The organism is Myxococcus sp. CA039A, from assembly GCF_013336645.1.
Classification (GTDB): domain Bacteria; phylum Myxococcota; class Myxococcia; order Myxococcales; family Myxococcaceae; genus Myxococcus; species Myxococcus llanfairpwllgwyngyllgogerychwyrndrobwllllantysiliogogogochensis.
Window position 1 is genome coordinate 1 of sequence record NZ_JABUMQ010000529.1, and the last position, 4,379, is coordinate 4,379.

The window sequence follows — 4,379 nt, forward strand, 5'->3', positions numbered from 1 at the left end:
CCCGTGACGCCCCCAGCGCGCCCGCCACGCCCACGAGGCCGAACAGGCCGACCTGCGAATGCGAGAGCGAGAACGGAGGCGCTCCGAGCAGCAACACCATCGGCGTCCACAAGGTGCTGAACGAGGCGAACATCAACAGCGCGAGCACCGCCCGCACACGCAAGACGGGCTCCTCCACGAACAACGTGAACACCGAGCGCAGCAGCGCCGAATAGGACAGGTGTGTGCTCACGCGCTCGCGAGGCAGGACACGGACCAGCGCGACGACGAGCAACAGCGTGGCCCCCGCCGAGACCAGATAGACCGAACGCCAGCCCGCGAGGTCCGACAGGAACCCCGCCACGGTGCGCGCCATGAGGATGCCAATCACCACACCGCTCGTCACCAGCCCGACGACGCGGCCTCGCTCGGCGGGTGCGGCCAGCGTCGCGGCGAAGGCCACCAGCACCTGGATGACGACCGCGAACAGTCCCACCACCGCCAGCCCCGTGAGCAACACCGCCCCCGTGGGCGCGAGTCCCACGACGACGAGCGCCAACACGGACAAGAACATCTGCACCGCGACGAGCCGGCGACGCTCCACCAGGTCTCCCAGCGGCACCACCAGCAACAACCCCAGGCCGTACCCCACCTGCGTGACAGTCACCACGATGCCCACCAGGGCCGGACGCAACCCCAGGTCCCGCGCCATCGAATCCAACAACGGCTGGGCGAAATAGACGTTGGCGACCGCCAACCCACAAGCCACCGCGAACAACGCCATCACGGCACGCGACAGCGGGGGCGCGGCGTCACCCTCCGACCGAGCGGCCACCTCCTCCACCGGGCGCACGTCTCCACCCTCGGCGCTCCGCGCCTCCGCCCCACTCCGCATGAACCACCCGCCGCAACATGGTTTCGAAATGAAACCACCCGGAATTAGCGACGGGGTTTTGATATTTCAACCCGACATGGCGAAGAAGAAGCCTCCCAGTCGGGCGGAGTGCCCTGTCGAGCGGTCCGTGGACATCATCGGCGACGAGTGGTCGCTGCTGGTCATCCGCGACGCGTTCGACGGCGTGCGCCGGTTCGGCGAGTTCCAGAAGAGCCTGGGCATGGCGAAGAACATCCTCTCCACCCGGCTGCGCCACCTCGTCACGCACGGCATCCTGGAGGTCGTTCCCGCCTCGGACGGCAGCGCGTTCCACGAGTACGTCCTGACGAGGAAGGGGCGGGACCTGTTCCAGGTGCTCGTCGGACTGAGGCAGTGGGGTGAACACCACTGCTTCCAGCCGGACGAGGCCCACTCCGTCCTGGTGGACACGGAGCAGGGGCAACCGGTGCGCGCCTTGGAAGTGCGCTCGGAGAGTGGCCGCCCCGTGACGTCGACCGATACCGTCGTGAAGAAGGTCGCGGAGAAGAAGCCTCGCGCGAAGCGGTGAGCCGTGGCCCTCGCGGAGCCACGGCCCGCGACACGCCCTACCCCTCCGACTGCACTTCGATGGTCGGCTCCATCACCACCTCGGCGGTGATGCTCTGCCCGATGAAGCAGTACTTGTGCGCCTTCACGAACATCTCACGCACCTTCTCCACGTCCGTGCCGGGCGCCACGCGGATGAGCGGCGCGAGCCGCACCTTGTTCACGCGCTTCACCTTCTCCACCGTGTCCAGGAACACCGTCACCTGGTCCTCGTAGGAGCGCACGTCCAGCCGCAGCTTCTTCGCCAGCGCGAGGAACGTGAGCAGGTGGCACTGCGCCACCGACGCGCCCAACAGGTCCTCCGGATTCCAGCGCGCGTCATTGCCTCCGTAATTCGTACCCGAGCTCACGAGCAGGTCCGGCTTGCCGTCCGTGCCAGCCACCGCATCGCGGCTGTACTCGCCCGCGGTTGAACCCTGCCACTTGAGCCGCAGCGGAAACCCTTCCACGTCACACCTCCGAGTCGCGTGTCCTGTGGCATCCAGCATAGGCGCTCGACGTCGGCGCGAAGGCGCCTTCCGCGTGTCACTCCCTCCATCGAGGGAGCGCTTCGTCACGACAGGTCCGAGCCCGCGACTCACGCTCCGCGCAGGTCCGCGCCCTTTGGCACGGGCAGCTTCTCGCCCCGGGCCACGGCCGCGACGATGCGCGCCAGGCGCTCCACGCCGTCCGACAGCGCCGCCGGCCCCGGCTGGAGGATGAGGCTGCTCTTCACCTCGTAGAGCTGGTCATCCAGCACCGCGCGCACCTGGGACCAGCCCGGCCGCGCGGCAATCTTGTCCCGCTTCGCCTTGCGTCCACACCAGCTCGCGATGACGCCGTCCGGGTTGCGCCGCGCCACCTCTTCCGGCTCGAAGATGCGGCCCTTCGCGCCTTGCGACGCCCGCGACTCGCGGCAGATGTCCTCGCCGCCCACCAGCTCCACCAGCTCCGAGCACCAGCGGATGCCGGAGATGAGCGGCTCGTGCCACTCCTCGAAGAAGATGCGCGGCCGTCGCGGCAGCTTCTGCGCCGCCTCCGCGTGTCGCGTGAGGTTCGCCGTCAGCTCGGCGGCCAGCTTCTCCGCCGCCTCCGCGCGCCCCACCAGCGCCCCCGTCACCCGCACCGTCTGCAATATCTCCGCGAGCGAGCGCTGGTTGAACAGGTACACGGGCACGCCGCGCTTGCACAGCTCACGGCCCAGGTCCGCCTGCAGGTCGGAGAACCCCAGCACCAGATCCGGCTTCAGCTCGAGAATCCGCTCGAAGTTCGCGTCCAGGAACGACGACACCCGGGGCTTCTTGCGCGCCTCGGGCGGGCGCACCGTGAAGCCCGACACGCCCACCACCAGCTCCCCCGCGCCAATCCGGTAGAGCACCTCCGTCGTCTCCTCCGTCATGCACACCACCCGCCTCGGGTAGGGCGGCGCGGAAGAAAGCAACTCGGTCAGGTGGACGCTCATGACGCCACCCTAACGCGCTCCACCTCGCTCGGCCGCTCCCTTGAGACGCCCCCACGCCTGCTCGGATTCGCGGCCCTCGCACTCCCAGTCGCTCGCCGTGCCAGTCCAGCCGTCCCAGCTGACACACGCCTCGTATCAAACGATGTCCGGTGCTGGACTTTGGCGCGCCCAGGCCGGTTTCTCGGCGTTTGATGCACTGCGCCAACCTGGCAGGTCGCTTGGGGAGTGGACGATTGCGGTGTTAGCATTCCAGCGCATGTTCGACCGGAGCGTCGTGTGCCTTCCCGGTCGGTGGGGGCAGACATGATCGAAAGCAACGCCCCGACGAATGGCGCCCCACCCGAGCTGGTGGACCCGCTTCTTGGACGGGTCCTCAATGAGCGCTTCCGCATCCTGGAGACCCTGGGTGCCGGTGGCATGGGCCGCGTCTACAAGGCCATGCAGGCGCCGCTGGACCGACTGGTCGCGCTGAAGGTCCTCAACCCTCACTACAACGACGAGGGCAAGGACCCGGGCTTCCAGAAGCGCTTCTTCCTGGAGGCCAGCGTCACCGCGAAGCTGCGCCATCCGAACACCGTCACCGTCATCGACTACGGCAAGACGGACGACGGCATCTACTACATCGCGATGGAGTACCTGGATGGGCTCACGCTCAGCCAGCTGCTCACGCAGATGGGACCGATTCCGTGGGCGCGCGCGCTCAACATCACGCAGCAGATCGCCCGCTCGCTGCGCGAGGCGCACAAGGTCGGCCTCATCCACCGCGACCTCAAGCCCGCCAACGTCATGGTCCTCAACCAGGAGACGGACCACGACATCGTCAAGGTGCTCGACTTCGGCCTGGTGAAGTCCTTCATCGGCGAGAGTGAGGCGCAGCAGGACACGTCGCTCACGCAGGCGGGCATCATCCTCGGCTCGCCGCAGTACATGGCGCCGGAGCAGGCGCGCAACATCGCCGACCCGCGCAGCGACGTGTACAGCATGGGCGTGGTGCTCTATCAGATGCTGATGGGCCAGCCGCCCTTCCTCGCCGCCCAGAGCATCGACGTCATCGTCAAGCACATCAACGAGCCGCCGCCGCCCTTCGGCGCCATCTGGCCCGGCCACGCCGTGCCCGCCGAGGTCGAGGCCCTGGTGATGAAGTGCCTGGCCAAGCTCCCCGTGGAGCGCTACCAGTCCATGGACGAGGTGCTGGAGGCCATGCGCCGCGTCGCGCACGCCGTCGGCGTCAGCGGCGTCTTCAGCGGCCCCCGCCTGACGGGCGTCGGCAGCGGACCTCGCAGCGGCCCCATCAGCGCGCCTGGCGCCGGCTCCGGCCCCAGCACCATGGCGCTGGACATCGCCGTCGAGGAGCCACCCGCGAAGCCCGGCAAGAGCATGGTGCCGCTCGCCATCTTCGGCGGCTCGCTGCTGCTGGGCGGCGCCGTCGCGCTGGCCTTCGCGCTGCGCCCCTCCACGCCGATGCCCAAGCCCCTGGCC

The 4,379-nt window shown here is 68.6% G+C and carries 5 protein-coding genes; 2 read left to right on the plus strand and 3 right to left on the minus strand.

Annotated elements, in window-relative coordinates; genetic code table 11:
- On the minus strand, positions 1 to 874 hold an 874-nt coding region (locus HR086_RS44995), incomplete at its 3' end, for an MFS transporter (protein ID WP_174468732.1).
- Positions 875 to 950: 76 nt separating this feature from the next.
- Between HR086_RS44995 and HR086_RS45000 the strand changes: the two genes are divergently transcribed.
- Complete coding sequence (locus tag HR086_RS45000) at positions 951 to 1,421, plus strand: helix-turn-helix domain-containing protein (RefSeq protein ID WP_174468733.1); 471 nt, start codon at positions 951 to 953, stop codon at positions 1,419 to 1,421.
- Between the two features lie 37 nt (positions 1,422 to 1,458).
- Here HR086_RS45000 and HR086_RS45005 read toward each other — a convergent pair whose 3' ends face one another.
- Entirely contained in the window at positions 1,459 to 1,908 is a 450-nt protein-coding gene (locus HR086_RS45005) for an OsmC family protein (RefSeq protein WP_174457609.1), read from the minus strand.
- Positions 1,909 to 2,036: 128 nt separating this feature from the next.
- Positions 2,037 to 2,900: an ABC transporter substrate-binding protein gene (locus HR086_RS45010; protein ID WP_174468734.1), complete on the minus strand. Its 864-nt coding sequence runs from the start codon at positions 2,898 to 2,900 to the stop codon at positions 2,037 to 2,039.
- A gap of 303 nt (positions 2,901 to 3,203) precedes the next feature.
- On the opposite strand from HR086_RS45010, the gene HR086_RS45015 reads away from it, so the two are divergent.
- Positions 3,204 to 4,379, plus strand: a 1,176-nt coding sequence (locus tag HR086_RS45015) for a serine/threonine-protein kinase (RefSeq protein ID WP_174468735.1), incomplete at its 3' end; no start/stop codon positions are given.